We start from the raw sequence: 26,783 nt of genomic DNA on the forward strand, positions 1-26,783 counted from the left end.
GGTTTATCGCCTCGACGGTTTGCCTGAAAAGGCGGTGGCGGACGAAAAAAAGCCACCCGCAGAGGATGGCTTGGTTTTCTGGCGCTTGCGCTCAGGTCTTGAACTGGGCAACCGCAGCGTGGAGTTCGCCGGAGAGTTGGTGCAGGCGGCGGGCGGCATCGGCCGTGTGGCGCACGGCGGAAGCGCTTTCTTCCGACATTTGAGCGATGGTTTCGATTTTGTGGGCGATGTCGTTACTGGCGTGGCTTTGCTCGGCGATGGCATCGGAAATGCTGTTGACCACGTCGCTGACGCGTTGCGCGCCATCGCGGATGCTGTTGATCGATTCGCCGGCCTGGCTGGCGAGATTGACCCCGCTGCTCACCTTGGAGACACCGGCTTGCATGCTCGACACTGCGCCGCGCGTGCCTTGCTGGATGCGCGTCACCATGGTGGCGATTTCGGTGGTGGACAGGCTGGTGCGTTCGGCAAGCTTCCTGACTTCGTCAGCAACCACGGCAAAACCGCGCCCCTGTTCGCCGGCGCGCGCCGCTTCAATGGCGGCGTTGAGCGCGAGCAGGTTGGTTTGGTCGGCAATTTCGCGAATCGTATTGACGATGGAGGTGATCTGATCCGACTGGCGGCCCAAATCTTCGACGATTTCCGAAGAAGCCTGCACCGCTTCGGAAATTTGTCGCATCTCGCTTGCGGCAGAATGAATGACGGAAGCGCCTTCTTCCGAAACCGTGGCCGAATTTTGCGAAATGGCGTGCGCTTCATGGGCATTTTCGCGCACCTGGTCGATGCTGACCGCCATTTCTTCCACCGAGGCGGCCATGGAAGAAGCGGCATCACTTTGGCGTTGTGAGCGGTCGGCGACTTCTTCGGCGGCACCCAAAAGTTGATTGGCCGAACTGGCGACATGCTCGGCATTTTCCAAAATAGTGGAAATCATCGTGCGCAAGGTGTCTTGCATGCGGGCGATGTCGGCGAGCAGGCTTTCCCCCGGGGGAGCGTCGACATTGCTCGACAGGTCGCCGGCGGCAATGCGGCGGGTGACGGCGCTGGCGGCCGCCGGGTCGCCGCCCAAGGTGTTCAGGATATTGCGCGAAACGAGCAAAAGCGAAATGCTGATGAAGCCGGAAATTCCCAAGCCCCAGAGGAGGAGTCTTAACGCGTCGCGGCGAAATTGCGCATCGACATCATCGACATAAATGCCAGAACCCACGGCCCACCCCCAAGGTTTGAAACTTGCAAGGTAGGAGATTTTGGGTACCGGCGCATCCGAACCCGGTTTGGGCCAGAGGTAGTCGACAAAACCCTCGCCTTGTTTTTCCAGCACCTCATCCATGGCGACAAAAATCTGCTTACCCGTCGGGTCTTTTACCTGATCGAGTGCCGGCCAGCCCTCTGCCGGTTTGATCGGGTGCATCAGCATTTTTTGGCGCGGGGCGTGAACCCAGAAATATTCGACTTTGTCGTAGCGCATGGCACTGATCACAGCAAGAGCCTGCTGTTTGGCGTCTTCTTCGCTCATCTGGCCGGCGCGTGCCTGTGCTTCGTATTTGGCCAAGGTGGAAACCACCACTTCAACCAGGTTGCGCACCTTGTTCTGGCGGTCTTCCATCATGCGCTGTTTGTCGTCGAGGAGCAGGTAGACGAACAAAATGATGAGGGCAACAATGGTTGCCAGGGTCATGGCGATCAATTTGCCGCGCAGTGTCATTGGTGTGTTTGGCATGGGCTCTCTCCCGGTAATTCTGCTTTTGTATGAGGGTCTGCGCTTGAATGCGCTGGCGACCGTTATCCATATGAGATTTTAGCGGTTTGCCTGGGGTTTTTGTGCCAGGGCGCGACAAATTGTCTCTTGAAATTCCCGCCTTCTGCCTCATTTGTCACTCATGTCAATTTTTGCCTGAGGAAACTGCCATGCGACTCGATAAACTGACCACCAAATTCCAGGAAGCCCTGGGGGATGCACAAAGTCTTGCCAATGGTAATGACCAGCAATTCATCGAGGCGCAACACCTTTTGCTGGCTTTGCTGAATCAGGAAGAGGGCGGCAGCGTGTCGCTTTTGGGGCGCGCCGGCGTCAATGTGCCGGTCTTGAAGCGTGATCTGGAGTTGGCTTTGCAGCGCTTGCCCAAGGTCGAAGGGCATGGCGGCGATGTGCAGGTGGGGCGCGAGCTGACGAACTTGCTCAATTTGACGGACAAGGAAGCGCAAAAACGCGGCGATCAGTTCATTGCCAGTGAAATGTTCTTGCTCGCGCTGACCGATGACAAAGGTGAAACTGGCCGTTTGGCGCGCCAGCATGGTTTGCAGCGCAAAGCCCTGGAAGCGGCGATTCTCGCTGTGCGCGGCGGGCAGGGGGTGGATAGCCAGGAGGCAGAAACTCAGCGCGAAGCCTTGAAAAAATACTGCCTCGATCTGACCGAGCGCGCACGCCAAGGCAAGCTCGATCCGGTGATCGGGCGTGACGATGAAATCCGCCGTGCCATTCAGATTTTGCAGCGGCGCACGAAAAATAATCCGGTGTTGATTGGTGAGCCCGGCGTGGGCAAAACGGCGATTGTCGAAGGCTTGGCGCAGCGCATCGTCAACGACGAAGTGCCGGAAACGCTCAAAGGCAAGCAGGTGCTGGTGCTCGACATGGCCGGGCTGCTGGCCGGAGCCAAGTACCGTGGCGAGTTCGAGGAGCGCTTGAAGGCGGTGTTGAAGGAGGTGGCGCAGGATGAAGGGCGCATCATTTTGTTCATCGACGAATTGCACACCATGGTGGGGGCCGGCAAAGCTGAGGGCGCGATCGATGCGGGCAACATGCTCAAACCGGCGCTGGCACGCGGCGAGTTGCACTGTATCGGTGCCACGACCTTGGATGAATACCGCAAATACATCGAAAAAGATGCCGCCTTGGAGCGCCGTTTCCAGAAAGTGCTGGTGGAAGAGCCATCGGTGGAATCGACCATCGCCATTTTGCGCGGTTTGCAAGAGAAGTACGAACTGCACCACGGGGTGGATATCACTGACCCGGCGATCGTTGCGGCGGCAGAACTCTCGCACCGCTACATCACCGACCGCTTTCTGCCGGACAAGGCGATCGACCTGATCGACGAAGCTGCGGCGCGCATCAAGATGGAAATCGACTCCAAACCGGAGGCGATGGACAAGCTCGATCGGCGCATCATCCAGCTGAAAATCGAACGCGAGGCAGTCAAAAAAGAGAAGGACGAAGCCTCGCAAAAACGCTTGGCCTTGATCGAGGAGGAAATCGTTAAGCTGACCAAGGAATATTCCGATTTGGAAGAAATCTGGAAGGCAGAAAAATCGGCGGTACTCGGTTCGGCGCAGATCAAGGAAGAAATCGACCGCCTTAAGGCCGATGTTGCCCGCCTGCAGCGCGAAGGGCGGCTCGATAAGGTGGCTGAGCTGCAATACGGCAAGCTGCCGCAGTTGGAAGCGCAGCTCAAGGCGGCGGAAAAAGCGAGTCACGGCGAAAAACGCGCGCATCAGCTTCTGCGCACGCAAGTCGGCACGGAAGAAATTGCCGAGGTGGTGAGCCGTGCCACCGGCATTCCGGTCAGCAAAATGTTGCAAGGCGAGCGCGATAAATTGTTGCACATGGAAGCGCGCCTGCATCAGCGCGTCGTCGGCCAAGACGAGGCCGTGCGCCTGGTGGCCGATGCCATTCGCCGCTCGCGTGCGGGGCTTGCCGACCCGAACCGCCCCTATGGCTCTTTCCTTTTTCTGGGGCCGACCGGTGTGGGCAAAACCGAGTTGTGCAAGGCGCTTGCAGAATTCATGTTCGATGCCGAAGACCATTTGATTCGCATCGACATGAGCGAATTCATGGAAAAACACTCGGTGGCGCGTTTGATCGGCGCGCCGCCGGGTTACGTCGGCTACGAAGAGGGCGGTTATCTGACCGAAGCCGTGCGGCGCAAACCCTATAGCGTCGTTTTGCTGGACGAAGTCGAAAAAGCGCATCCCGACGTGTTCAACGTCTTATTGCAAGTGCTCGACGACGGGCGCATGACGGATGGTCAGGGGCGCACGGTCGATTTCAAAAACACGGTGATCGTCATGACTTCCAACCTGGGTAGCCAGATGATTCAGCACATGGCGGGCGAGGATTATGCGGCGGTGAAAGAAGCGGTGATGAACGAGGTGAAAAGCTATTTCCGCCCCGAGTTCATCAACCGCATCGACGAGCCGGTGGTCTTTCACAGCCTGGACGAAAAACATATCGCCGGTATCGCCCGCATTCAGCTTGCCTATCTGGAAAAACGCTTGGCGCAGCTCGAAATGGGCATGGTGGTCGAGGAATCGGCCCTGCTGGAGCTGGCAAAAGCCGGTTTCGACCCGGTGTTTGGCGCGCGCCCCTTGAAACGTGCGATTCAGCAGCAAATCGAAAATCCGCTGGCCAAGGCCATTCTTGAAGGCAAATTTGCTGCCAAGGATGTGATCCGGATCAGTGCAGGGACGACCGGCCTGGAATTTTCGCTCGCATGAAGTGCTGCATGAAGTGCTGCCTGGGCGGGGCTGAAAAAAACGCTTGCCGACACAGTAAATAAGGGCGTATACCGTTTTCCGGGGCCAAGGCAGGCTCCGGGAGACGACTATGGATGATCTGGCAACGATTTCCGCGCATCTCGTGGCCGCTTTGATCGCAGGCGGCATCATCGGTCTGGAGCGCAGCTACCACGGCCGACCGGCCGGTTTTCGCACACATGCCCTGGTGTGTATGGCGTCCAGCTTGTTGATGTTGGTGACGCTTTATCAGTGGAAATGGCTGCCGGGCGTCCCCATGGACACCGTGCGCACCGACCCGACACGCATGGCGCAAGGCATCATGACGGGTATCGGTTTTCTCGGGGCCGGGGTGATTTTCAAGGAAAGTTTCACCGTGCGCGGTCTGACGACGGCAGCCTCGATCTGGACGACCGCGGCCATCGGCGTTTTGATCGGCGTGGGTTTCTATCTGCCGGCAGTGCTGGCAACTGCCCTCACTTTGGGCACCTTGTCGCTGTTTCGCTGGATCGAAGCGCGCCTGCCAGCGCATTTTTATGCCCACCACAGCATACGTTTTGATCGCGCTACGCCGTTTCCCGAAGCGGTATTGCGCAGCTACGTCACGGCAGCCGGGTTTTCCATCGCCAACATGAGTTATCGCTTGGCCGATGACGGCAGCTGGTATGAGTACAAAATGATTCTGAGCACGACCAACCCGGCCAATATTTCGCGCTTTGCCGAAGCCTTGCGCCAGCGCCCGGAAGTCAAATCTTTCCGCATTTCACCCGCCGGGGATTGAGTTTTACCTCACACCTGCAGCCGTTCCATGAGTACGGTTTCTAGCCTGATACGGCGGGCGGGGTCGTTTAAGTCGGCACCGCTGACCAGAAAAACGTCTTCGGCGCGCTCGCCCAAGGTGGCGATTTTGGCGGTGTGCACCTGAACGCCGTGTTCGGCCAGGGTTTGTGCGATCAAGTAGAGCAGGCCGGGACGATCGGCGGCGACCAGGGATAAAACATAGTGCGTACCCTTGTCGTCCGGGCGCACGCTGACTTCCGGTTTGATCGGAAAATGCCGCAGCTGGCGCGAGAGGCGCACCGCCGAAGGCGCTTCCGGCGGTAACTGACGGCGTAAGCGCTGTTCCAACTCGTGCTCGATGTAATCGAGCGTTTCGCGCTGCACTTCTTGCGCCTCGACCGCTAGTAAAACGAAACTGTCGAGTGCGTAACCATGTGCCGTGGTGTGTATTTTGGCATCCACCACGCTGTAGCCGGCGCGGGCGAAAAAGCCGGCCAGGCGGGCAAAAAGGTCGGGTTGGTCGAGGGTGTAGACCATGACCTGCACGCTGTTACTCAATTCGCCCAGACGGGCGCGCACCACCGGTTGCTGGTTGTGGATGCGGTAGTGCAGGGCGCGCGTGTGCCAGGCAATTTCTTCGGCGGAATGGCGCAGGAAATAAACCGTATCGAGTTGTCGCCACAGACGTTCGTGCACGGTATCGGAGAGGGCAAAGAAGCGCAGCTGGCGCATGGCCTCGGCTTGGCGTTCGGCGATGATGCCGTGCGCGGCCGGACTTTCGTCGCCGCTCAAATGATGCAAGGTGGCCTGGTAAAGGTCGGCAAGCAGCTTGCCTTTCCACTCGTTCCACACCTTCGGGCTGGTGCCGCGAATGTCGGCGTGGGTCAGGAGATAGAGTGCCTGCAAATGGCGCACATCACCGACCAGCGCGGCGAAACGGGCGATCACCTCGGGGTCGTGGGTGTCTTCTTTTTGCGCGATCAGCGACATGCGCAAATGCTGGCGCACCAGCCAAACGATGAGTTCGCTGTCATCGGCGCTCAAACCGTGCTGGGCGCAGAATTCGGCGGCATCTACCGTGCCTTTTTCCGAGTGGTCGCCGCCGCGGCCTTTGGCAATGTCGTGAAAAAGCGCCGCAATATAGAGCAGCCAGGGGCGCTCGAAGGCATTGATGATGCGCGAGCATTCCGGGTATTCGTGGGCGAATTCACTCAAGGTGAAACGGCGCAGATTGCGCAAAACCTGCAAGCTGTGCTGATCGACAGTGTAGGCATGGAAAAGGTCGTGCTGCATCTGGCCGACGATGCGCCCAAAGTTGGGCAGATACGCGCCGAGAATGTCGAGCTGATTCATCCGGCGAAATTCGCTGACGACACCGCTGTCGTTTTGTAAAAGTTCAAGAAACAGGCGGCGATTGACCGGATCGGCACGAAATGCGTCGTCGATAAGGTGGCGGGCATGCCACAGGCTGCGCAGGGTCGGCGCGGTCATGCCGTTGAGCGTGGGGTTTTGCTGCAGGGCACGAAATGCCTTGAAAATGAGCTGGGGCCGGGTTTTGAAATCTTCGCGCTGGCGAATGGCGAGCTGGTTGCCGACGAGCTCGAAATCGGCATCGTAATCACGCGCATGCTGGCGGTTTTCCGGAAACAGCGCATATTCCATGTTTTGCAGGACGATGGTGTTGAACATGACCAGGGTTTTGGCGTTGCGGTAATACACCTGCATCAGCTGTTCGGAAGCTAGTTTTTCACTGTTGTCGGCGTAACCGTAGCGCATCGCAAGCGAGCGCTGGTAATCGAAACGCAAACGCTCTTCACGCCGCCCGGAAAGTAGATGCAGGCGGATGCGTAAATGGTGCAGAAAGTCTTCCAGCTGTTGCCCGAGTATTTGCCCTTCCGGGCTGACCATGCCGCTTGTTGCAAGCTCCGCCCAGGTCGTGCCGAAACCGGCGACCCGGGCGATCCAAAGCAGGGTGTGCAAATCGCGCAGACCACCCGGAGCTTCCTTGATGTTGGGTTCGAGGCTGTACGGGGTTTCGTCGTGGCGCTGGTGGCGATCTTTTTGTTCGAGCAGTTTGGCATCGTAAAAATTGCGCGCATTGAGGTGGCGGCGAAATTGTTTTTCGAAGCGGCCAAAAATTTTGCTGTTACCGGCGAGTAAGCGGGCTTCCGATAGCGCCGTTTGTACGGAAAGATCCCCGGCCGCTTCGATCAGGCACTCATCGATGGTGCGCACGCTGTGACCGATTTCCAGGCCAAGATCCCACAAACAGGCGAGCAGGGCGTCGATTTTTTTCGCCGTGGCAGCGCTCGCAGTTTGTGGCAACAGGATGAGCAGATCGATATCAGAAGCCGGATACAGCTCCCCGCGCCCGTACCCCCCCACGGCGGCGAGGGCGGCAGCGACGGGAAAGCGGCTCAGAGTCCACAATTCGCTTAACAGCGCATCAACATCCTCGGCGCGCGCGCGCAATAAGGCGGCGGCATCGTTATCCTGCGCATAGCGTGTTTCCCGGTCGTGGCGCTGTGCTTGGCTGCGTTGGCGTAGTGCGGCGACCGGAAAAAGCATCAGGGAATCCAGTTCGGTTTGGGGCGGCTGCCAGCCGAGAGAGTGAGTACCTCGTAAGCGGTGTCGGTGACCAGTACCGTGTGTTCCCACTGGGCGGAAAGGCTGCGATCCTTGGTGACGATGGTCCAGCCGTCAGACATTTCGCGGATGGCCGCTTTGCCAGCGTTGATCATCGGTTCGACGGTGAAAATCATCCCCGGTCGCAGCTCCGGGCCGGAGCCTGCTTTGCCGTAATGTAAAACCTGCGGGTCTTCGTGGAATTTTTCGCCGATGCCGTGGCCACAAAATTCGCGCACCACCGAATAGCCGTTTTTCTCGGCGTATTTTTGAATCACCGCGCCGATGTCGCCCAAATGCGCGCCAGGGCGCACGGCTGAAATCCCCAGCCACATGCATTCAAAGGTGATGTCGCACAGGCGTTTTGCCTGGATCGACGCTTCGCCGACGATGAACATGCGGCTGGTGTCGCCGTGCCAGCCGTCTTTGATGGTGGTGATGTCAAGGTTGACGATGTCGCCGTTCTTCAGCGCCCGCTCGCCGGGTACGCCGTGGCATACCTGCTGGTTGATCGAGGTGCAGATCGATTTGGGGTAGGGGTCGTATCCCGAGGGCGCATAGTTCAGCGGTGCCGGGATACAGCCTTGTACCTCGACCATGTAATCGTGGCAGAGGCGATCGAGCTCGTCCGTCGTCACCCCAGGGATGACAAAAGGGGCGATGTAATCGAGCACCTCGCTTGCCAGGCGGCAGGCAAGGCGCATCTTTTCAATGTTTTCCGGCGTTTTGATGCTGATACTCATTGTTCTGGTGGCGCGTTGGGGAAGGGCAGAGGATAAAGGAAGCCTCGGTGATACGCAAAATTCACCGGCGCAAAACCCGCTTTCCCTTGGCCGGTGGCATACTGCCGCCCTGATTTTGCCGCGAGAATGAAACGATGAAAATTTTGCTACTGGGTAAAAATGGCCAGGTCGGCTGGCAGTTGCAGCGCGCGCTGGCCCCCTTGGGGGAAGTCATCGCTTGGGGGCGCGAAAGTTGCGATATGGCCGACACGGCAGGTTTGGCGGCGCGGGTACAAGCGCTTGCCCCGCAAATCATCGTCAATGCCACGGCCTATACCGCAGTCGATAAAGCCGAGAGCGAGCCTGAGCTTGCCTATGCCATCAACGCTGAAGCGCCGCGCCAACTTGCCCTGGCCGCCCGCAACTGCGGCGCAAAGCTGGTGCATTATTCAACCGATTATGTTTTTTCCGGGACGAAAACCAGTGCCTATGACGAAGACGATACGCCGGCACCGCGTAGCGTCTATGGTCAGAGTAAGCGCGCCGGGGAAGAGGCCATACAAGGCGTCGCGGGTGCGCAATCCGTGATCTTTCGCACGAGCTGGGTGTTTGGAGAGCACGGCGGCAATTTCGTCAAAACCATTTTGCGCCTGGCCGCCGAACGCGAAGCGCTCAATGTCGTTGACGACCAGATCGGTGCGCCCACCCCCGCGGCGCTGATCGCCGATGTCACCGCCCTGGCACTGCGTCAATGGCAACAGGAAAGCGGAAACATTCCGGCGCATCGCCTATATCACCTGAGTGCGGCCCAGCCGGTGAGTTGGTACACATTTGCGTGTGAAATCGTGCGTTTGGCCAAGATGCAGGGGCGTACCTTGCGCCTGGAAGCCAGCGCAATCAAGCCTATTCCCAGCGCCGATTACCCCACCCCCGCCGCGCGCCCGGCCAATTCACGCCTGAATTGCCAGCGCCTGGAAGCTGATTTTTCTCTGCAACTGCCCGCTTGGCAGGGCTATCTCGAACGCCTGCTGCCCTTGTTGCCGGGGGCGTAAGACGTTCGATTTTTGTCGCATGCGCCCTGGGCTTGTCGAAGGGCTGCGCTAGGGCCTGGGGGAGCGCAAGGTCGCGTTTCATGAAGCAGGGGCAATAAAATTTGCAGAAAAATTTGTCGGTTTGTGCATGGTAAGTTAGAATATCAGTGTTTAATTATTTACCTGCGGAGAACTCACCATGTTGCGCTTTGATATTGCCCCCATCTGCTCCAATGCCTACCGTTTGCAAGCCTTGATGAGCACGACGATTGCGGCCATTTACCTATTCACCCCGTACAAGTGGGTGGCGATTTTTCTCGCGGTTGGCGGCTTTATTCGTGGCTTCGTATCGCCGCACAAATGTTTTTCTTACAAACTCTTTGCCAGCATCACCAAAAAACTGAACCTGCAGAAGATGCAAAATGCCGGCTCCAAGATGTTTGCCGACAAAATTGCTTTTGTCGCCGGTACGGCCATGTTCGTGACCTGGCTGCTCGGCTCCAGCGTGGGCATGATTCCGGGGTGGGCGATTTTGATTTTTGCTTTCCTTGATGTGAGCACCGGTTTTTGTGCCGCGTGCTGGGCTTACCTCGCGTATTACAAGATGAAGGGCGCGTAAGCCTTTCCTACCTCCAAAGATCACGGGCTGGACACGTTTTTTTACATCTGGCCCGGTTTTTGGCGACACAGATCAAGGATTTTTACCCCTCTGCTCCTGAAAATGCAGCCCAAGGTCGAGCCGGTGCTCGGTCGTTATTTTCGGGAGAGAGAAATGAAAAAACTGCACAAGATCACCTCCGTTTTGCTGGCCGGTACCGCCGCCGCTTTGTTTGCCACCGGGGCGCAAGCTTTTGACGAAGCCACGGCCAAGGATTTGATGAAGCAGAACAAGTGCACCCAGTGCCACGGTATGGACAAAGACAAAGATGGTCCGTCCTTCAAAAAAATTGCCGGCAAGTTCAAAGGCAAGGCCGATTCTGAAGCGAAACTTCTCACCCACCTGACGTCAGCCCCCAAGGTCAAGCTTTCCGACGGTTCGGAAGAAGAACACAAGGTGGTGAAAACCACGCCGGCCAAGGATGAGGCTCAGATCAAGAACCTGATCCAGTACATTCTGTCGCTGTAAGACAGCCCGGTGCCCCGCCGGGCGGGGCACCAAAAAAGCCTGGGGGGCTAAATGAATCAAGAAAACCAAGGCGCCTTGCGCCGCTGCTGGGGAGCCTTGCGCCGGCCCAGCGTCAAATATTCCTTGCTGACCTTGCTGGTTGTCGGCTTTTTCTCCGGCATCCTGTTCTGGGGCGCGTTCAACACGGGGATGGAAGCGACCAATACGATGGATTTTTGTATCGGTTGCCACGAGATGCGTGACAACGTCTATGTCGAATACAAGGAAACCATCCACTACAAGAACCGTAGCGGCGTGCGCGCTGTGTGTTCTGATTGCCATGTGCCGAAGGACTGGACGCATAAGATCATTCGCAAAATCAAGGCGAGTAAGGAAGTCTGGGGCAAGATCACCGGGGTGATCGATACCAAGGAAAAATTCACCGGCCACCGCATGGAAATGGCGACCCGCGAGTGGGAACGCATGAAGAGCAGCGATTCGCGTGAATGCCGTAACTGCCACAATTTCGATGCGATGAGCGAAGAATTGCAGCGCAAGACGCCGTACAAGAAACACATGGCGGCGAAAGCGGAAGGAAAAACCTGCATCGATTGCCACAAGGGCATTGCCCACCGTCTGCCGGATGAATTCGAGGAAGACGAAGAAGAGGAGTGATCGTCGCCTAGTTTCCTGATCACGCAACCCGGCCTCGGCCGGGTTTTTTACACTTGTTTTCTGCGCTTTTCTGATAAAAGTCAGTTTCGTCCTGGTTTGACTTGACCTTTCCAAGCCAGCCGTTAGGATGCGGTATGTCAGGAATGAAATAAAGATCAAATATGTCAGAGCGTTTGCGTTTTTTATCCATGGCCGAGGTCGCTGAGGGTATGTTGCTGGGTAAGCCGCTGGTGGTGGCCAAGCAAGGGGTGATCGATTTCACCTTGCCCGCCGGCCACGCGCTGACGGAAACCAATTTGCGCCAGATGCGTTTGCGCCAGGTGGAGTTTGTCTGTGTCAGCGAAACGGATTTGCGTACCGAGGACGAACGCAGTGCCGAGCTGGCGGCGGAAGCTGAACGCCTGGACGAGGTGTTTGCCCATGCCGATTTGAGCGCGCCAGCCCTAGCCGGTTTGCACGCAGCGGTACTGGCCTACCGGAGCCTGTGATGCCCTTGCACTTACTACCCGAGCAGGTGATTCAGCGGGCTGCCTTGTTGCCGGCTTTTCCGGCCGTGGTCAAGGATGTGTTGCGCACCCTGGACGACGAGGCGGCGAGCCTTTCTTCCTTGACGGATCTGATTAGCAAGGATCCCGTGATTACCGCGCGCGTATTTTCGTTTGCCAATGCCGCCGCAGCGGCCGGGCGGGGGCGGCGTGAAGTGCGCGATATTCAGGTGGCGCTGTCCCTGATCGGCATGGCCAAATTACGCGAAATCGTGCTCACCGTGAGCATTGCCGAGTTTTCGCGCGTTTGTCGCATGGACCGCAATTTCTGGCGTCATAGCGTGGCGGTTGGCGTGGCGACACAGGAATTGGCGAGAGTCGGGCAATTTTCCGCCGATATTGCCCTGGTATGCGGCCTGCTGCACGACATTGGGGCGCTCTGGATGGCGCGCTGTCAGCCGCTGGAATTTCAGATGGTGCGTAACAGCATGGGGGCCGATCCGAACCTGGACATCATCGCCGCCGAACGCCGGCATTTTGGTGTCGATCATTGCTGGATTGGTGCCGTGTTGGCGCGTGCCTGGGAATTGCCAGAGCCGCTTATTCTGGCCGTGGCGCATCATCACGATCCGGAGCCGCCGCTCGATAAACTGGCGGCTGCGACGCACGTTGGCGAAGTGCTGGCCAATGCCCTCAACCTTGCCAGCCATGGGCGCGCTCGCGTGCGTCATCTGTCGGCAGAAGCTTGTGCCCTGTTGGGTCTGGATTGGAGCCAGGACATGAGTTTTCTGTTTGGCCGCATTGAAGCGCGCGTGCGGCATTTAGGGCGGTTTTTTGATTGAAATTTCGGCTGGTCCGCCCAGATTCTGGATAAGTCAGCCAAGAAAAGAACAATGGCACTCAAAGCAACGATTTTCAAACTCAATCTTACGGTTTCCGACCTCGATCGCGGGCATTTTGCGGATTATGCGCTGACGGTGGCGCGCCACCCTTCGGAAAACGATTTGCGCATGATGGTGCGCATTTTGGCTTTTGCGCTGTTCGCCAGTCCAGATCTGAGCTTTGGCAAAGGCTTGTCGAGCGACGACGAATGCGCGCTGCAGGCGGTCGATGCGGGCGGCGTGTTGCGCGATTGGATCGAAGTCGGGCAGCCGGACTTGAGCCGCATCCGCAAAGGCGCGCAGCGCTCAGATAATGCTGTGGTGCTGGCTTACGGCGGGCGTGCTGTGGATGTCTGGTGGGAACAGATTGCCCCTGATCTGGCGCGTTTTCGTAATCTTACCGTGCTGCGTTTGTCCGCCGAAGATGGCGAGGCGATGGCAGCATTGGCTGCGCGCAACATGGCGCTGGAATGCACGATACAAGAAGGCACGGTATGGCTGGCGCAAGGGGCGAGGAGTGTGGAAATGACACTTGAAACACTGTTGCGCCCATTTGCGGGATAGAATCGCAGTTTCCATCGAACAAAGGGCAAATCCATGTCTTCGCAAGACGAAAACGAAACACAAGGGGTGGTATTTGGTGTGCTGGCCGGCGTCATTTTTGGCGTAATCGCCTTGGTGGCTGGTTTGGGTATTTGGAAAGCCAAACAGTCGGCCGCGCCGACCGTTGCGCAAGTAAGTGCTGCTGCAAGTGTGCCCTCTGCAACGGAAATCGATATTGAAATCGTCGAGATCGAGGCCGTCGGCGAAGCCTTGGCCAAGGTGTATTTCGATCTGGGTTCGTCCAGTCTGAATGCGGCGGATCAAGCCATCGTGGCGCAAGTCACGGAAGCTTTGGCGGGCAAGGCCGACGGCATCGTGCTTTTGTCGGGCTTTCATGATGCATCCGGCGATGCTGCGGTGAATGCCCGCATCGCCAAGGCCCGCGCGGTCGCCGTGCGCGATGCGCTGGTGGCTGGTGGGGTGGCGCTCGAGCAGATCAAATTCCGCCGCCCGGAGTCGACCTTGGGCAGTGGCGATGCCGCCGAAGGCCGGCGCGTGGAAGTGCGCGTGCAGTAAAAATTGTCGTGTAAAAAAACGGCGTATCCTGCGATGCGCCATTTTTTTGCCTTGATGGGTCAGCCTCGATAAAGCTTGCAGCCCGCCCGGGGCGGCGTTACGGCCATTTTCAGCCGCAAGGCTGGGCGTTGGTAAGGCCAAGATGGAGCGTTACCCCTTTTTTCATCTTGCCGATGACGTGCATTTCGCAAGCCTGGCAGTCGAATTTTAGGATGAGTTTTTCCTTGCCGTTCATCAGCGTCATGGGGTCAGGTTTGAGGTATTTGACCTCCTTGGGGCATAGATTGAAGCTGTGGCGCAGGCAGTGCTTGGTAATCATCAGCGACACCATGCCTTTTTCCGCGCCGGCTTCATAGGCTTCGTCGATCAGGCGCACGCCGTGTTTTTCATAAAAGGCGCGGGCTTTGGCGTTGAAGACGTTACCGAGATAGCTCAGCTCATCCTGGGGGTAGAGGGCGGGTGCAGCGCTGGGCGCACGGCGGGTGGGGCGGGGGTGTTGGGCGATGCGCCTGGCCAGCAGCAGATCGACGGCTTCCCGGCGTAACGCGTTGATGCGGCCGACCGGGAAGAACCAGTCGTCGTGCAGTTTCAGTGTGAGGCTGGCGGCGTGCAAGAGTGTGCCGCCCAGTTTGGTGAGGTTTTCTTCCAGCTTGTTACGGGCGGCTGCCGGGTTTTGTGCGCGCTCGATGCCGCTGTGCCCATCTTTATTCAACGTTGCGTTAACGCACAGACCGTCTTCATCGCAAAGCTTGAGTTCGAAAGCCTCGGGAGTTTCGGAAAATTCGATTTTCACGGCAATGAGGCGTTCGGCGGAGTCCTTCTCCAGCGTCCGCTCGAAAAGCTGGTCGCGGTTGCGAAAGAGGGTGACGCCCAGGTCCAGATCTTCCGGAAATTGCGCCAGGTGCAGCCGCTGGCCTGCTGCCTCGCTTTCCACTTTGTTGACTCGCATCCCCTGTACCTCGCCGTGTGCGTCGTGAAAGCACAGACCGTCGCCGTTATGGAAAGCGGCGTCGCTCGCGATGCGAATCCAGCCCTCGCCGATCTCCTCGACCTCACCCACCGCCTCGCCCACGAAGGCGGGAGAGTCGAAGGCACCGATATCGTCTTGTCGACCTTGGGCGAAGTAGTCGGTGTAACCGCGATTGAAGGTTTTTTCCGGTTGCGGCGTGAAGGTGAAGCTCGAACGCCCGCTGGAAGCGCGACGATATTCGTCGGGATGCGTGGCGATGATCTCGTCGAGCAACATACGGTAGTGGGCGGTGATGTTCTTGACGTAGGCCAAGTCTTTCAGGCGGCCTTCGATTTTGAAGGAGCTCACGCCTGCTTCGATCAGGGCGAGTAAGTTTTCTGACTGATTGTTGTCCTTCATCGACAACAAATGTTGATTCTCACTGAGCACCTTGCCCTTGTCGTCCACCAGCGTGTAGGGCAGGCGGCAGGCTTGCGAACACTCGCCGCGATTGGCGCTGCGCCCGGTGTGGGCATGGCTGATATAGCACTGTCCGGAAAAAGCGACACACAGTGCGCCATGCACGAAATATTCCAGTGCCACCGGTGTTTGTGCGGAAATGGCGCGGATTTCCGTCAGGCTCATTTCACGCGCCAGAACGATCTGGGAAAAGCCGACGTCGGCGAGAAATTTCGCTTTTTCGGGATGACGAATGTCAGTTTGCGTGCTGGCATGTAGCTGAATTGGCGGTAAATCCATTTCCAGCAAACCCATGTCTTGAATGATGAGCGCGTCTGCGCCGGCGTCATAGAGCTGCCAGGTGAGCCGCTGGGCGGCTTCCAGCTCGCTGTCGTGCAAAATGGTGTTGAGCGCGACGAATACCTTGGCATGGAAGCGGTGCGCGTAGGTGGCGAGCTGTTGGATTTCGGCGACAGAATTGCCCGCGCCGTAGCGTGCGCCGAATCCCGGGCCGCCAATATAGACTGCGTCGGCACCATGTTTGATAGCTTCCTGGCCGAAAACCGCATTTTTGGCCGGGGCAAGGAGCTCGAGTGGGCGAGCGGCAGGGGTTAGCAGGGGTGTCATGTCAGTAAATGAAGCGCGGGGCCAGGGTTTCGAGATGGAATTCGCGCAAAATCGCTTCTGCCCGCTCGCGGGCGTTCTGGCGTGGTTTGGCGTTGCTGCGGCGGCTGGCAATGATCAGTTCGTTCTTCATCGAATGCTCCCAGCCAACCAATTCGGTTACGGTCAGCGCATAACCGTGGGATTCCAGCAACAAACAGCGCAGCACATTGGTTAAATGGCTGCCCAATTCACGGGTGTGGATGGGGTGGCGCCAGAGTTCAGAGTGCGGCGTCTGCGACAAGGCGGCGTTTTTCTCCGCGCGCAAGGTGGCTGCAACTTCGGCCTGGCAGCAGGGCACGAGCACGATATGGCGGGCCTCGCGCTGCAGGGCAAAGCGAATCGCATCATCGGTTGCCGTATTGCAGGCGTGCAAGGCAGTAACGACATCGACCTGGGCGGGCAGGGCAGTTGAATGGAGCGACTCTTCAACTGTGCAAGCCAAAAACTGCATCCGAGTAAAATTTAATCGGGAAGACAATTCTTGCGATTTTTCAACGAGTTGCGCGCGACTTTCGATGCCGATGACGCGGCTTTCTGCGCGCGTTTTGAGAAACAAATCATAAAGAATGAAGCCCAGATAGGATTTGCCCGCGCCGTGGTCGACCAAGGTGTGCAGGCCATCGAGCAGTGGTTCGATGAACTGCGCCAGGTGATACACCTGCTTGAGTTTGCGCCGGCTGTCCTGGTTGAGCTTGCCGTCCCGGGTCAGGATGTGTAGTTCTTTGAGCAGCTCCAGCGATTGGCCAGGGCGAATTTCAGGCGGAAGATCGGGTGTTTTTTTAGACATGGCACGATTATCGCATGGTGTCAGGCGAGGCGGGGTTTCCGCCACTCATTGAACCACCGTCTAGGAGACATAAAATGGGCAGTCTGAGCAACGAATCTTTCGAACAGTTCCTGGATTCCCTGAAAAAAGCGGGCATCGTCATTTCCAATGAGGCTGAACTGCGCGAACGCCTGGCCGAAGCCCAGCGCTGGCGCTACGCCTTCCAGACGCTGGCCGCCAACGGCAAGAGCATCGGCATCTCTTTTGCTGACGTTGGTTCCAACGATGAACAAATCGAACGCACTTTTAGCGAATTCCAATTCTCCGAAAAAACCCGGGCCGTGTTTTCGGCAAGTTTGGTGCACTAAACAAAAACCTCTCGCCGACAGCCTATCGAAAATAGACTGTCTGAAAAAAACGACGGGCGCGCAATGCGCCCGTCTTGCGTTTCAGGGTTTTTTATTTCTGCGGTAGACTGCGCAAACTTCGCGTCAGACGCCATAAACACCGCACAGTGCCCGTAGCTCAACTGGATAGAGCAGCCGCCTTCTAAGCGGCAGGTCGGGGGTTCGAGTCCCTCCGGGTGCACCATTTAAAAACCCTCGAAACGCTTGCAAGACAAGGCTTTCTGAGGTTTTTGTTTTTATGTTTTTGGCAATCAAAGAGCCCTGGAAATTGCCTTTTCCGGCTCTCACTGTCCCCAAATTGTCCCCATCTGATTCAGGACTGCGCCTCGAACTTTGCGGCCTCGTTTGTGACCGCCCCTATCCCGATTGCGCCGATTTTTTCTGGCGTTTTTCGTTTGCGGCAGGGCGGCGCGCTCTGCTAAGGTAGCGCCTTTACAAATTCAAGGTGAATCGGCGTGCGGGACGGTCATTGGTGTGCTTCGGTGGATGCAACGATCCAGTTACGGACAGGTTGTCACCATCTGGAAAAACACGGGCCACAAGCGGTTGCGGTACACGTGGATGCCTGGGCACCCATCGAGGCAATCCATAATCCGCACAGCATCGATGAAGTCATCAATTACGAAGTGATTTTTCTGGCGATTCGTAAGCTCGAGGATAACGGGCATTGCGAGTGCCTGGAGTCGAGCATACTTGAATTGATGGCGGCGATTTTTTCTATTGCGCCGGTGAGTGCGGCGACGGTGAAAATGCAAAAACCCCATGTGTATAAAGGGCAGGCGATTCCTGCGATTACCCTTTCCCTGACGCGCGAGCAGTGGTTGCGTCACGCCCGATGATTGCGGCGATCGGTGCCGTGGCTGCGAACGGCATGCTCGGGCGCGATAACTGGCTGCCCTGGGATATTCCCGAAGAACTCGCTTATTTTGAACGCACTGTCGCCGGCGCAGCCCTGGTCATGGGGCGGCTGACCTATGCCTCGATGCCGTCAGTGCCGGAAGACTCTTTTGTTTTATCGCGCGATGCCGACTTGGTTTTGCGCCCTGGTTGCCAGCGTTTCGGCGACATTGAAAGCGCGCTGCGCGCGGCCTGTGCGACGGGCAAACCGGTTTTCATCATCGGCGGTGCGGCAGTTTATGCTGTCGCCTGGCCTTACTGTCGTTATTTTTATCTGACCCATATCGAAGCCGAATTCGCCGGAGATACCTTATTTCCGGCGCATATTCCCGTGCCGACCTGGCGGCGTTGCAGGCAACACGAGGAAAACTACCTGGAGCGCCACAGTGGGCAGCCGGTGCGCTGCCGGTTTACGGTGTATGAACAAGATGCACCGCGCCCCTTGGCGGGAGATTCGTCTTTATGAAACCGGATTTTCTTTGGGGCTGGCTGGCTTTCGTTTTACCTTTGGCCGCGTTTTTTCTGTACTGGCAAGAAGTTTTGCCGCTCGCCCTCGCCTGGGGGCTGTCGCTGGGCTGCGTGTGGGTTGTTTGGTTTGTCCTGCAGCGCCGGGAAAATGCCCTGAAAGAGCGCCATTGCTTGATGCATCAGGTGTTTGACCATAGTGGCGAAGCGGTGATGATTACCGATGCCGATAACCGCATCCTCGATGTCAATCCTTCATTTTCCGTGTTGACGGGCTACGAGAAAGCCGAGGTGCTGGGGAAAAACCCGCGCCTGCTTTCGTCTGGGCGCACCAGTCGCGAAGAATACAAAGCCTTGTGGTCGGCATTGAGAGAAGACGGCCGCTGGCAGGGTGAAATTTGGGACCGCCGCAAAGACGGTGCGGTATATCCCAAGCTCTTGGCGATTTCCGTGCTGCGCGATGCAAGCGGGGCGGTGCGTTATCACATCGCCAATTTCAAGGATATTTCCAGCGAGAAAGCGACGCAGGCGCGTCTGGAGTACATCGCCCACCATGACATGCTGACCGGCCTGAACAATCGTTTTAGCCTGGATGATCGTCTCGACCATGTGTTGAGCATGGCGCGCCGGGAGAAGCGGGAGGTGGCGCTACTGTTCATCGATCTCGATCGCTTCAAGGTCATCAATGAAACCTTGGGGCATGCGGTGGGCGATGAGTTGCTGATCGGCGTTAGCCGGCGTTTGCGCGAGCTGGTGCGGGCGAGTGATCTGGTGGCACGCCTGGGCGGCGATGAGTTCGTCGTCGTTCTGGCGGGATTGACGCCCGGCCATGCGGCGGGGCAGGTGGCAGAAAAAATCGTGAGCGCGCTGGGGGCACCGTATGTCCTGGGCGAGCACAGTTTGTATGCAACGCCCAGTATCGGTGTGGCGGTTTTTCCCGGGGACGGGAAAGACCGTGAAAGCTTGCTGAAAAATGCCGAATCCGCGATGTATCAGGCGAAAGCGGACGGGCGCAACAATTTCCGTTTTTTCGATGCGGGCATGAATAGTGTGGCGCTGGAGCGTCTGGAAATCGAGCACGCCTTGCGCTTGGCGCTGGCCGCCGATGAATTTGTACTGCATTTTCAGCCGGTTATCGACGTGGCAAGTGGTGCGGTTTCCAGCGTGGAAGCTTTGGTACGCTGGCAGCATCCAACGCGTGGCTTGTTGCCGCCCGGCGTGTTCATCGGCGTGGCCGAGGAAACGGGCTTGATCGAAGTGCTCGGTGCCTGGGTTATGGCGCAAGCTTGCCGGCAACTGGCGGAATTTCGTCGGCTGGGTCTGGCGCAACTGAAAATGGCGATCAACATCTCCGCGGCGCAAATGCGCAGTGCAGAGCTATTGGATCGGGCAGAAAGCCTGATCGAACGCTATGGACTCGATCCGTCCTGGCTGATTTTCGAGATTACCGAGTCGGTAGCCATGGCGCAGCCGGAAGAAACCATCGAGATACTCGACAAGCTGCGCGCCATGGGAATTCAGGTGGCGCTCGATGATTTTGGCACCGGCTATTCTTCATTGGCTTATTTGCGTTTGTTTGCCCTCGACAAACTCAAGCTGGACCGCTCTTTCGTGCATGAAATCGGCCAAGGCGGCGACGGTGAGGTGATCTGTGATGCCACGATCGGTCTGGGGCATGCCTTGAATCTGGTGCTGGTCGCCGAAGGTGTGGAAACCCAGGCGCAATTCGATTATCTGGCACAGCGTGGTTGCCAGCTGGTGCAGGGCTACCATTTCAGCCGGCCCCTGCCGGCAGATGAAGTTATTCGCTATATCCAGGAGCGTTCTTGACGCTGGGCGGTGGCCGATGCATCGTTCGTCACGCACGGGCTCGCGCGCCCTGAGCCTGCCGAAGCGCTCCGGCAGGCATAAGGCTTTCTCTCAAATGAAATGATTGCGCCGCGCCAGCAGCTTGTGGCGCATGCGTTTTCAGCCGTCTTGCAAACCTGTCACCCAGGCGGTCATGGCTTGGTTGGCCGGCACCATGGGGGCTTCCATGAAGCTGATCACGAAACGCTCGCCCAGGTCGGCAATACCGATGGCGCGCGGGCGCACGGCCAGTACCTGTGGGTTGGGAATGGCGAAGCCGAAACAGAAGATGATATCGACTGCGCCAAGCAGACCGGGCATGATCTCGCCGCCGATTTTGCTGGTGTGGGCAAAATGGTCGAAAACGCCGAGAAAGTGCACCTTGGGGTTTTCGGCGATTTTTTCTTTGAAGTAATCGATCAAGGCCTCAAGCGTCGGATAGCGGGTTTCGCTTTTGCGAATTTCCAGGGAAAAAACCGGGTATTTGTCGTTGAGCAAAGTCTGCTTCATGTGGTGCTTTCGTCGTGGTCGTGGTGGGTTGCGTGGGAAGGATGGGCGTGCGGCGCGTTTGGGCTGCAGGTGAGTAATTTTCCGGACAAAAAATCGCGCACGGCGAGATCGGGGTCGTCCTCGCAGGCGATGAGCGGCAAAACGCCTTGTTCGCGCAGGCGCAGGTAAAGTGATCGGCCCATGCTGGCGCTGATCAAAACATTGATGCCTGCCAAGGCGGTCGGCAAGTTTGGTCGCTGCGCGTGCAGGCTTTGTTCGAGCGGGAGTTCGAGCAGGGTTTTTTCGCAGATGGCATGATCTTTGACCTCATAAATCCAGAATTTGCGGCACTTGCCGGCATGTTCTGTAATGTTGCGGCGATTTTGGCTGGTAATGGCGATGCGCATGGTGTTCTGTTGGGCTTGGGGAGGGGAGGAGGGCGTTAAGCGGTTTCTTTTTCGTCGCTGCCGATGATCAGGCGACTGTCGCTCAGGTAGCGGTGGGGCGGGACTTCCAGATTGGTCGGGGCGGGTTTGTTTTTGAACACGCGCCCGGCAAAGTCAAAGGTGGAGCCGTGGCACGGACAAAGAAAACCGCCTGGCCAGTCAGCGCCCAGCGCGGGGTCGCCCGGGGTAAAGGCGTTGGACGGCGAGCAACCCAGGTGGGTGCAAATGCCAATCACCACCAGCAATTCCGGCACGCGCGAACGCGTCGGGTTGGCGGCGTATTCCGGTTGTTGCGAAATGACGGCAGAGGCAGGGTCGGCGAGCATGGGTTCGGCTTTTTTCAGGGCAGCGAGCATTTCTGGCGTGCGATTGAGAATCCACACCGGCTTGCCGCGCCATTCGACGATCATCATTTCGCCCGGCGGCAGGCGTCCGATATCAACCTCCACCGGTGCGCCGGCGGCCAAAGCGCGCTCTGAAGGCAAGAGGCTGGAGACAAAGGGCGTCAGCGCCATGAAACCTATTGCGCCGCCCACGCCTGCCGTCGCCATGATCCATTGGCGACGATGGGTGTCGGTAGCGCAGGCAGAAAATGATTGGCCTTGGCAAAGACATTGAGACATGGCGTTTCCTCAAAAGCGAGCGGCGGTAAATGGCAAGCAATGGTAGAGATAATCAAAAGTCGTGCCAAAAAATAAGTTAAGTAATGCTTTGATAATAAAGAAAATTTTGTTTGCGCAGGGTTTTCATTGTGTATTTGGCAGTCATTATTGTCTTTGTTGTCAAATTTGGCATGGCGGCTTTTGTCGTAGAAATTTTCAAAATTTATAGGCAAAAAAAAGGCAGACCGCAGCCTGCCCAAGTTCGCCAGGAAAATTGCTGTTTTTAATGTTTGCCGCTGTCCTCGATTTCTTCCCAGCCGGTGATCATCGCTTTGATGTGGGCAAAAACGGTGTGGCCGGTGGTGGTCAGATAAACGTGCACGAAGAAGAAGGCGGTAATCAGGAAGGCTCCCAGCGTATGCGCCACGGCCACCCATTCCAGGCTCAGGTACTGATCCAGCCCGAAATCCGCCCAATTGGCGTAGAACAGGTAGAGCAGGCCGGAACCCCAGATCAACGGCGAGATCACCGCCAGCAGGGCGAGGTAAGTCACCCGTTGCAAGGGGTTGTGTTTGTTTTGCACGGTCTTGTGATAAGGCGAATGCTCGCCTTTGAAGATGCCGTAAGCGTAAAAGCGGATCATTTGCGGGATGTTTTGCAAGGTGGGCAGGTATTGCCGCCATTCGCCGGTGGTGAATTGCCAGAAAATGGTGAAGGCCCAGATGGTCAGCAAGGTCCAGGCCGCCAGGCTGTGCCAGTGCACTGCCTGGGCAAAACCCAGCAGGTGGTAACTGCCGTGCACCTCAAAGCCGGTAATCATCATTATGATGATCAACAGCGCCTGTGACCAGTGCCAGAAACGCTCGTAGCGTTTGTAGATGTAGATGCGATTGGCGCTCATTGTGAATTCTCCTTGCGGCGACGGGTGAAGATGCGGATCAGGCCGTGGATGAGGCTGCCGCCGATAGCGCCGACGATGGCGATGGTGCCGAACAGATCGACCCAGCGGTTGCTGTCGCGGCCCGGCAGATACACATCGGTAATCGCCGCCAGCCGGCCTTCTTCGCCGCGCATGTGGCACTCGGCGCAGGGTACGGCTTTGTCCTTGGGGGCAACCATGTGGGTGATGAACCAGTTCATGCGTGTTTCGATGAAACCGAATTTGCCGCTGTAGGGCAGCCCGGCGTAATCCATGCCGGCCTGGATCGATTTGGAAAAATCGTAGTTCTTCCACAGCGCGGTATCGTCGTCGCCATAGACGTGATTGACCACCAAGGTCTTGTTTTCGGTGTCGTAAGCCTGCTTGCCGCGCATCACCTTGAACGGCCAGATGCGGGCCTGCGGATCTTTGGCCGAACCTTCGACGCGATTGAGTTCGAGGATTTTCGTGTCGTCGATCTTGTCGGTGAAAGTCAGTTGATGCACCACGCCGTTGTACCACTTGTATTCCGGGCGCACGTTTTCACCGTAGGCAAAATCACCCTTGGCGGCGGAGTATTTCAAGTGGCCGTGGTCATCCTTGATAAACAGGGGCTTGCCGTCGGCGTCTTTTTTGCCGGCGGTCGACCAGTCCCACAAAGTCTTGGTGGCGACACCGCCACGAGCAAACTCCGGGATGTGGCAGCTTTGGCAGGCGAGTTTGCCGGTATGCATGTTGAGCCCTGCCTCCTGGTGCGGTGCGCCGCTGTGGCAGGATTCGCAGGTGGCCTTGTTGTGGTCGTTTTTCGGTAAATCCAGGCCATGCGGGTCTTTCGCCGTGGCGGCGTAGCGGCTGCCGGAGGGCTGGTGGCTGTTGAAGGTGTGGCAGTCGGAACAGACCATGTTGGCACCGTCCTTCGCCATGTGTACGTCGAGTTCCTTGGACGGCTCTTTCAGCGAGGAATCGAGGTCGCCATGCTTGACCGCATCGCCGCCGCCGCCGTTGAAGTGACAGTTGCCGCAGTTGCCGCGCCCCGGCTGGCCGACGTGCTGGGCGATCTTGGTCAGGTCGGGGGCTTTGAAGGATTTTTTGCCGGGCGGGCCTTCCATCGGCTCGAAACCATCCAGGTCTTCGTAGAGCGGATGGCCGGCATTGGTGCCAAATTTTTTGTAGGTGCCGGTGGTGTCGTGGCAGGCCAGGCAGTCGACGTTGTCCTGGTTGCTGAAATCGAAGTTTTGATCCACCCAACCATAGCCCGCGTGGCAGCTCGTGCAGCGGGTTTCGTTGGAGAGGATGGAGCCGCAGAAATTGTTGGCGACGAGTTTCTTGCCGAGCGTTTTGTCAATCGCCGGGTTCTTCGCTTCCCAGGTCCAATGGATGCTTTTCATCACCTGGTGGCCGGCGGTGTTGTGGCAGCTCAAACAGGCTTTGGTGACTTCCGGGCCGCTCTTGAACGGACCTTTTAGCGCCTCCAGCTTGCTATGGTCGGTGGTGGCTTCGCGTTTGACCGGTGCGGCCTTGCCTGCCTGTGGTACGGTCGGCAGTTCCCTGGCCTCGGCGGGCGGCAAGGAAAGCGCCAGGCACAGCGCTGCGACCATCGATACATGAATCTTCATGTTGTCTCCGATGTGGTTGTCTGCGGCGTCCAGTTTCCCCAAACCGGATGGGCCGCTGTCGCAGGCTTGTTGTGTGCCGAATTATAAGTATCTGTTGATGTTCTGCAATGATTTGTATCAATTCATTGCAAGCCTTGAAAAAATTGCCCCACGGCCGTAAATGAGTTCGTGCGCGGCGTGCGCAAGAAGCGTAGGAGTGCAGCCATGAACGTCGTCTATAACAGCGAACATTTTTCCGTGCTGGCGTACCCGGTGTGCCAGGGGTTTGAGCTGGTGGATAAAACCAGCGGCCGCATGCTGTTCTTGCACGGTGTCGAAGGTGATTGTTTCGAGGCGGCGATCAACCAGATCCCCGCCGGGCGGCGCGATATGGAAACCATCGACGAATTTCTCGATGCCTATTGCAGCGGCAGCGCCACGCCGATACACCTACATTGACGTGTTAGAATCACGCGCATTATTTTTGCTGACGAGCGAGGAAAACATGGGTGTCGTTGATAGTGGCTATGTCTCGGACCACACACGCTGGATGAACGAGCAGTTGGAAAAAAATCCGGCTTGGGTCGAAAGCCAGAAAGAAGGCCGCGCCCTGTGGTGGGACAAGAAACAAGACGTGGATACCACGGCGCGCAACGCCGAATCCAAGGTGGCGCAGAAAGCCTATCCTTACGATGTGAATTTTTTCGGCGAGTGAGTTTTCTCGCGTCAACAAAAAACCGGCGCTGGCGCCGGTTTTTTGTTGACGCGAGAAAAAATTGATCATTGCGAACGAAGTGGTTAGTGCGGTCTGGTGCCGGGTTTGCAGCAGTTTGGCAGAGCGATCAACGATGCCGAACAACGCTATTCGAGCAAGGTGATGCTCGAGCGTCAGCGTCTGGAAGCGGTAGTGCAGCCGCTGAAGCGCCGCGCCTGAGGGCCAGTGCCGCGCGCGGTTGTCAGCATTCGTTAGCTTTTATGCGGGAGTGGCGCGTCATGGTGAAATAAAAAAAACCGGCTGTCTTTTATAGAGCCGGTTTTTTCTTGGAATGCGTCCAGGGCGCTTGTACGGATATGCTGGTGCAATAGGTTAATCTGCTACACAAGCGTCGTCGTGATCACGTTCGGCAATTAACAGGCAGCGAATATTTTCACGGCCGACCTCATCAATGACCATGCGCCGCGCATCTTCCATGTCGTTGGCGTTGCGAACGTAAAACAGCTGCGTTTGGTTATCTTTGAAACGCGCTCCGGCGATGTACTCCACTTTCTTGCGCGGCGTATTTTTTAATCTTTTCTTCGGCGTTCTACCCCTGGTTTTCGATTCCATAACCCCTCCTGAAATGATAAAAATGAAGCAGGGCTAACAGTATGCTTGCCATGGTCATAAGTCAACATGGAAAAAACATTTTTTGTTGCTGATCAGGAAAAATGGAAAATGAATTTTCTGGGCGTTCTGCTCATGAATTGAGATGGGCACAGAAGACGCTCGCGATCAGAAGCTGGAGCGCTTGCACGAGAGGTGCGGGCACATTGGGCTGTCGAAAACAGCCTGCATTGGTGCATGGATGTGGCCTTCGCCGACGACCAGATGCGCGCCCGCACCGGCTATGCCGCTCACAACCTCGCCGTCTTGAAGCGCATCACCCTCAACATCATTCGCCTCGACCCCATCAAACGCAAGGGCGGCATCAAGGCCAGAAGGCTTATCGCCGCCACCTCTGACCTCTACCGCGCTCAGCTACTCGGCTTGGCGTGATTTTTATACGATTGCCCCGCTGTGCATCCCTTGTGCCGTGCACATAAACCTGCGCCCGCTATCTTCCGCGAGAGTGCGGGGTGATTGAAGCCATGCGTAATCCCGTGGGTAGAACGTGGGTAGCGCATGTTGCACAACTTTTCTTTCTGGAAGAAATGCCGGCCATCCAACACATGGGGCTGCGTTGTTTTTGCAAAGTTTTTCCGCTCGGGGAAATATCGCAAAAGAACGGTGGTGCCCGGGACGGGAATCGAACCCGTACGCCTTTCGGCTCCGGATTTTAAGTCCGGTATGTCTACCTATTTCATCACCCGGGCAGCGGCGATGGAGGCGCGATTCTAGCGGAGTCGGGGCGGCTTGGGTATACGGGATGCTTGCCGGAGCAGAGCTATCGCATACGCAGATGTCGTAAACCCTAAAAGAAAGTCGTTCACAATCAATCGGTTATGACAGGGGCTTGTGGACCTTGGGCAAATCGGGTCTACTCTCGATTTTTGTCGGGGGTAGAAATGACACTGACGGAAGCCTTTGCCGAGTTGCCGGATCCGCGCACGGGGCCGGCACAGCGACATGATTTGACGGAAATG

At 57.3% G+C, this 26,783-nt stretch carries 28 protein-coding genes, 2 tRNA genes and 1 pseudogene; 19 read left to right on the forward strand and 12 right to left on the reverse strand.

Annotated elements, in window-relative coordinates; translation table 11 throughout:
* Positions 1 to 91: 91 nt before the first annotated feature.
* Positions 92 to 1,720 (reverse strand): methyl-accepting chemotaxis protein, encoded by a 1,629-nt coding sequence (locus tag ACM62Q_RS05400; protein ID WP_415034347.1) that lies wholly within the window; start codon positions 1,718 to 1,720, stop codon positions 92 to 94.
* 188 nt (positions 1,721 to 1,908) lie between these two features.
* Between ACM62Q_RS05400 and clpB the strand changes: the two genes are divergently transcribed.
* Together clpB and ACM62Q_RS05410 are read left to right on the forward strand one after the other, a co-directional pair.
* Positions 1,909 to 4,491 carry an ATP-dependent chaperone ClpB gene (gene clpB / locus ACM62Q_RS05405; RefSeq protein ID WP_415034349.1) on the forward strand — a complete coding sequence of 861 codons (2,583 nt, stop codon included), beginning with the start codon at positions 1,909 to 1,911 and terminating at the stop codon, positions 4,489 to 4,491.
* A gap of 109 nt (positions 4,492 to 4,600) precedes the next feature.
* Complete coding sequence (locus tag ACM62Q_RS05410) at positions 4,601 to 5,290, forward strand: MgtC/SapB family protein (protein ID WP_415034351.1); 690 nt, start codon at positions 4,601 to 4,603, stop codon at positions 5,288 to 5,290.
* Between the two features lie 8 nt (positions 5,291 to 5,298).
* Here the strand turns inward: ACM62Q_RS05410 and ACM62Q_RS05415 are convergent, their stop codons facing one another.
* Positions 5,299 to 7,857: a [protein-PII] uridylyltransferase gene (locus tag ACM62Q_RS05415; RefSeq protein WP_415034354.1), complete on the reverse strand. Its 2,559-nt coding sequence runs from the start codon at positions 7,855 to 7,857 to the stop codon at positions 5,299 to 5,301.
* Positions 7,857 to 8,771: a type I methionyl aminopeptidase gene (gene map / locus ACM62Q_RS05420; protein WP_415034402.1), complete on the reverse strand. Its 915-nt coding sequence runs from the start codon at positions 8,769 to 8,771 to the stop codon at positions 7,857 to 7,859. Before map ends, ACM62Q_RS05415 begins: the two co-directional genes overlap by 1 nt.
* Positions 8,772 to 8,791: 20 nt before the next feature.
* Between map and rfbD the strand changes: the two genes are divergently transcribed.
* The 8 genes from rfbD (at position 8,792) to ACM62Q_RS05460 (ending at position 13,932) form a co-directional block, all read left to right on the forward strand.
* Entirely contained in the window at positions 8,792 to 9,688 is an 897-nt protein-coding gene (rfbD, locus tag ACM62Q_RS05425; RefSeq protein WP_415034356.1) for a dTDP-4-dehydrorhamnose reductase, read from the forward strand.
* Positions 9,689 to 9,866: 178 nt separating this feature from the next.
* Positions 9,867 to 10,286 (forward strand): DUF4395 family protein, encoded by a 420-nt coding sequence (locus ACM62Q_RS05430; RefSeq protein WP_415034358.1) that lies wholly within the window; start codon positions 9,867 to 9,869, stop codon positions 10,284 to 10,286.
* Positions 10,287 to 10,439: 153 nt separating this feature from the next.
* Positions 10,440 to 10,793, forward strand: a complete 354-nt coding sequence (locus tag ACM62Q_RS05435; RefSeq protein WP_415034360.1) for a c-type cytochrome — start codon at positions 10,440 to 10,442, stop codon at positions 10,791 to 10,793.
* Between the two features lie 51 nt (positions 10,794 to 10,844).
* Positions 10,845 to 11,447: a NapC/NirT family cytochrome c gene (locus ACM62Q_RS05440; protein WP_415034362.1), complete on the forward strand. Its 603-nt coding sequence runs from the start codon at positions 10,845 to 10,847 to the stop codon at positions 11,445 to 11,447.
* A gap of 161 nt (positions 11,448 to 11,608) precedes the next feature.
* Complete coding sequence (locus ACM62Q_RS05445) at positions 11,609 to 11,935, forward strand: hypothetical protein (RefSeq protein ID WP_415034364.1); 327 nt, start codon at positions 11,609 to 11,611, stop codon at positions 11,933 to 11,935.
* Positions 11,935 to 12,774: an HDOD domain-containing protein gene (locus tag ACM62Q_RS05450; RefSeq protein ID WP_415034366.1), complete on the forward strand. Its 840-nt coding sequence runs from the start codon at positions 11,935 to 11,937 to the stop codon at positions 12,772 to 12,774. Before ACM62Q_RS05445 ends, ACM62Q_RS05450 begins: the two co-directional genes overlap by 1 nt.
* A 51-nt stretch (positions 12,775 to 12,825) precedes the next feature.
* On the forward strand, positions 12,826 to 13,377 hold the full coding sequence (locus ACM62Q_RS05455) for a YaeQ family protein (protein ID WP_415034368.1): 552 nt from the start codon (positions 12,826 to 12,828) through the stop codon (positions 13,375 to 13,377).
* A gap of 33 nt (positions 13,378 to 13,410) precedes the next feature.
* Positions 13,411 to 13,932 (forward strand): OmpA family protein, encoded by a 522-nt coding sequence (locus ACM62Q_RS05460; RefSeq protein WP_415034370.1) that lies wholly within the window; start codon positions 13,411 to 13,413, stop codon positions 13,930 to 13,932.
* A 109-nt stretch (positions 13,933 to 14,041) separates the two neighbouring features.
* Here ACM62Q_RS05460 and ACM62Q_RS05465 read toward each other — a convergent pair whose 3' ends face one another.
* Positions 14,042 to 15,967: a peptidase U32 family protein gene (locus ACM62Q_RS05465; protein WP_415034372.1), complete on the reverse strand. Its 1,926-nt coding sequence runs from the start codon at positions 15,965 to 15,967 to the stop codon at positions 14,042 to 14,044.
* 1 nt (position 15,968) lies between these two features.
* The gene (locus tag ACM62Q_RS05470; protein WP_415034374.1) at positions 15,969 to 16,793 is read right to left on the reverse strand and encodes a class I SAM-dependent methyltransferase; all 825 of its coding nucleotides are present in this window, start codon (positions 16,791 to 16,793) and stop codon (positions 15,969 to 15,971) included.
* A 74-nt stretch (positions 16,794 to 16,867) separates the two neighbouring features.
* On the opposite strand from ACM62Q_RS05470, the gene ACM62Q_RS05475 reads away from it, so the two are divergent.
* The 5 genes from ACM62Q_RS05475 (at position 16,868) to ACM62Q_RS05495 (ending at position 20,371) form a co-directional block, all read left to right on the forward strand.
* Complete coding sequence (locus ACM62Q_RS05475; protein ID WP_415034376.1) at positions 16,868 to 17,140, forward strand: hypothetical protein; 273 nt, start codon at positions 16,868 to 16,870, stop codon at positions 17,138 to 17,140.
* Between the two features lie 146 nt (positions 17,141 to 17,286).
* Positions 17,287 to 17,363: transfer RNA gene (locus tag ACM62Q_RS05480), tRNA-Arg, on the forward strand.
* 298 nt (positions 17,364 to 17,661) lie between these two features.
* Complete coding sequence (locus tag ACM62Q_RS05485; protein ID WP_415034378.1) at positions 17,662 to 18,018, forward strand: dihydroneopterin aldolase; 357 nt, start codon at positions 17,662 to 17,664, stop codon at positions 18,016 to 18,018.
* A complete protein-coding gene (locus ACM62Q_RS05490) occupies positions 17,997 to 18,542 on the forward strand; it encodes a dihydrofolate reductase (RefSeq protein WP_415034380.1) in 546 nt (181 codons plus the stop codon). Before ACM62Q_RS05485 ends, ACM62Q_RS05490 begins: the two co-directional genes overlap by 22 nt.
* A complete protein-coding gene (locus ACM62Q_RS05495) occupies positions 18,539 to 20,371 on the forward strand; it encodes a putative bifunctional diguanylate cyclase/phosphodiesterase (protein ID WP_415034382.1) in 1,833 nt (610 codons plus the stop codon). The genes ACM62Q_RS05490 and ACM62Q_RS05495 overlap by 4 nt, the downstream gene beginning before the upstream one ends.
* A 138-nt stretch (positions 20,372 to 20,509) precedes the next feature.
* Here the strand turns inward: ACM62Q_RS05495 and ACM62Q_RS05500 are convergent, their stop codons facing one another.
* The 5 genes from ACM62Q_RS05500 to ACM62Q_RS05520 form a co-directional block, all read right to left on the reverse strand.
* A complete protein-coding gene (locus tag ACM62Q_RS05500; RefSeq protein ID WP_415034384.1) occupies positions 20,510 to 20,899 on the reverse strand; it encodes a DUF6858 family protein in 390 nt (129 codons plus the stop codon).
* Complete coding sequence (locus ACM62Q_RS05505) at positions 20,896 to 21,285, reverse strand: NifB/NifX family molybdenum-iron cluster-binding protein (RefSeq protein WP_415034386.1); 390 nt, start codon at positions 21,283 to 21,285, stop codon at positions 20,896 to 20,898. Before ACM62Q_RS05505 ends, ACM62Q_RS05500 begins: the two co-directional genes overlap by 4 nt.
* A gap of 35 nt (positions 21,286 to 21,320) precedes the next feature.
* The gene (petA, locus tag ACM62Q_RS05510) at positions 21,321 to 21,947 is read right to left on the reverse strand and encodes a ubiquinol-cytochrome c reductase iron-sulfur subunit (RefSeq protein WP_415034388.1); all 627 of its coding nucleotides are present in this window, start codon (positions 21,945 to 21,947) and stop codon (positions 21,321 to 21,323) included.
* A gap of 262 nt (positions 21,948 to 22,209) precedes the next feature.
* Positions 22,210 to 22,827 carry a cytochrome b/b6 domain-containing protein gene (locus tag ACM62Q_RS05515; RefSeq protein WP_415034390.1) on the reverse strand — a complete coding sequence of 206 codons (618 nt, stop codon included), beginning with the start codon at positions 22,825 to 22,827 and terminating at the stop codon, positions 22,210 to 22,212.
* Positions 22,824 to 24,461 (reverse strand): tetrathionate reductase family octaheme c-type cytochrome, encoded by a 1,638-nt coding sequence (locus tag ACM62Q_RS05520; RefSeq protein ID WP_415034392.1) that lies wholly within the window; start codon positions 24,459 to 24,461, stop codon positions 22,824 to 22,826. The genes ACM62Q_RS05515 and ACM62Q_RS05520 overlap by 4 nt, the downstream gene beginning before the upstream one ends.
* A 204-nt stretch (positions 24,462 to 24,665) precedes the next feature.
* On the opposite strand from ACM62Q_RS05520, the gene ACM62Q_RS05525 reads away from it, so the two are divergent.
* The 3 genes from ACM62Q_RS05525 (at position 24,666) to ACM62Q_RS05535 (ending at position 25,374) form a co-directional block, all read left to right on the forward strand.
* A complete protein-coding gene (locus ACM62Q_RS05525) occupies positions 24,666 to 24,899 on the forward strand; it encodes a DUF3567 family protein (RefSeq protein ID WP_415034394.1) in 234 nt (77 codons plus the stop codon).
* A gap of 46 nt (positions 24,900 to 24,945) precedes the next feature.
* Entirely contained in the window at positions 24,946 to 25,155 is a 210-nt protein-coding gene (locus ACM62Q_RS05530; RefSeq protein WP_415034396.1) for a DUF3460 family protein, read from the forward strand.
* A gap of 96 nt (positions 25,156 to 25,251) precedes the next feature.
* Complete coding sequence (locus ACM62Q_RS05535) at positions 25,252 to 25,374, forward strand: hypothetical protein (protein WP_415034398.1); 123 nt, start codon at positions 25,252 to 25,254, stop codon at positions 25,372 to 25,374.
* 153 nt (positions 25,375 to 25,527) lie between these two features.
* Here ACM62Q_RS05535 and ACM62Q_RS05540 read toward each other — a convergent pair whose 3' ends face one another.
* The gene (locus ACM62Q_RS05540) at positions 25,528 to 25,767 is read right to left on the reverse strand and encodes a hypothetical protein (protein WP_415034400.1); all 240 of its coding nucleotides are present in this window, start codon (positions 25,765 to 25,767) and stop codon (positions 25,528 to 25,530) included.
* Positions 25,768 to 25,956: 189 nt separating this feature from the next.
* Here ACM62Q_RS05540 and ACM62Q_RS05545 point away from each other — a divergent pair.
* Positions 25,957 to 26,196: pseudogene (locus ACM62Q_RS05545) on the forward strand (ISAs1 family transposase); the annotation flags it as partial.
* A 232-nt stretch (positions 26,197 to 26,428) separates the two neighbouring features.
* Here ACM62Q_RS05545 and ACM62Q_RS05550 read toward each other — a convergent pair.
* Positions 26,429 to 26,513, reverse strand: a tRNA-Leu gene (locus ACM62Q_RS05550).
* Positions 26,514 to 26,783: the final 270 nt, after the last annotated feature.

It is taken from the genome of Azonexus sp., assembly GCF_047638095.1.
GTDB lineage: Bacteria > Pseudomonadota > Gammaproteobacteria > Burkholderiales > Rhodocyclaceae > Azonexus.